This is a genomic window from Youngiibacter fragilis 232.1 (assembly GCF_000495435.3).
GTDB classification, from domain to species: domain Bacteria; phylum Bacillota; class Clostridia; order Clostridiales; family Clostridiaceae; genus Youngiibacter; species Youngiibacter fragilis.
Map to the genome: position 1 here is coordinate 1 of NZ_AXUN02000158.1, position 1,054 is coordinate 1,054.

Annotated in this window: 1 protein-coding gene; it reads right to left on the minus strand. The window is 43.2% G+C overall.

Annotated features, from left to right (window positions below; genetic code table 11):
- Positions 1–840, minus strand: a protein-coding gene (locus T472_RS20715; RefSeq protein ID WP_152975140.1) for an IS982 family transposase whose coding sequence is annotated in 2 segments (ribosomal slippage) — positions 1–414 and positions 414–840 — 841 coding nt annotated over the 2 segments. Because the reading frame shifts where the segments join, the coding sequence is not laid out codon by codon here. This gene is flagged as partial in the annotation.
- Between the last annotated feature and the right edge of the window lie 214 nt (positions 841–1,054).

Genomic DNA, 1,054 nt, shown 5'->3' on the forward strand with positions numbered 1-1,054 from the left:
TTTCCAGATTCACGGCCAGAATCGCCCCTAAAATCCTGACAGCTAACCCCCTCAAACTAACACTCCTGCTCGGCCTCAGAAGAAACTCAGAAAACTTCGAAAACAAAGTCTCAATCCTCCTGCGAAAGTCAGACAAGTACTTGTAAAACTTCTTCTCCTCCAGATTACTAACCTGATTCTCCCGCTTCACCGGCGTGTAAACAACGCCAAACTTCAGGAATTCCTCCTGAAGTTCTCTACTAACGTAACCCTTATCCAAAAACAGAAAACAGCCAGAAAACTCCTCAACAATCACCCAGAACTTTTCCCTGACAACACTCACATCATGCTTGTTTGCCGGATCAACGGACAGCAAAGCCAACAGGTTCCCATCAGAGTAACAGGTCAGCTTGTACCCATAGTAAAACTTTTTTTAGAGGGAACAAACCCAACTGCGGGCTTTTCAGAGATGATTTCTGAAGAACCCTTCTTCTCCTTCCTGTTTTTTCTGGCCAACTCCTTGGTCTGAATGGGCTTTGAGTCCAGTATTCTAACGTATTCTCTGGCGTGTTTTTTGAATAATTCTTCCTGCGCTAGGAGCAGGAGTTTTTCGTGCCTGTTCAAGCGTTCTGTTAGTTTGTTGTACCTGATTTTGGGGAACAGCTTCATTTCTTCGATTAGGACTCTGTAAGCGTGCTTGTAAACTCCGTTAAAGTGCAAGTGTGCTAGTATTGCGAAGGTTATTAGGTCGTAGAGGCTGATTATTTCCCTGTGAGTGTTTTTCGGGTAGTGTTTGCTGATTATCGGATAGATTTCGGATTTTATGATCAGGATTTCCTGCTGAAAGTTCATAACAACCACCAACCAATCAAAAGACTTAAGTGCTTATAACTCTAACGATCTAATGGGAACTAGGGTATTTTAACCTTTTTCTTGACGGCAGGAAAATATTTCTCCGCCTGAGCTTTCATAATACAAAAGAAATCCTAAATTCCCCTCGTCGTTTGGCAAACTGTACAGAGTGGGGTGATGCTCCCTGGACTCACATCAGAAAGGGTTATAAACCCCAGAAACC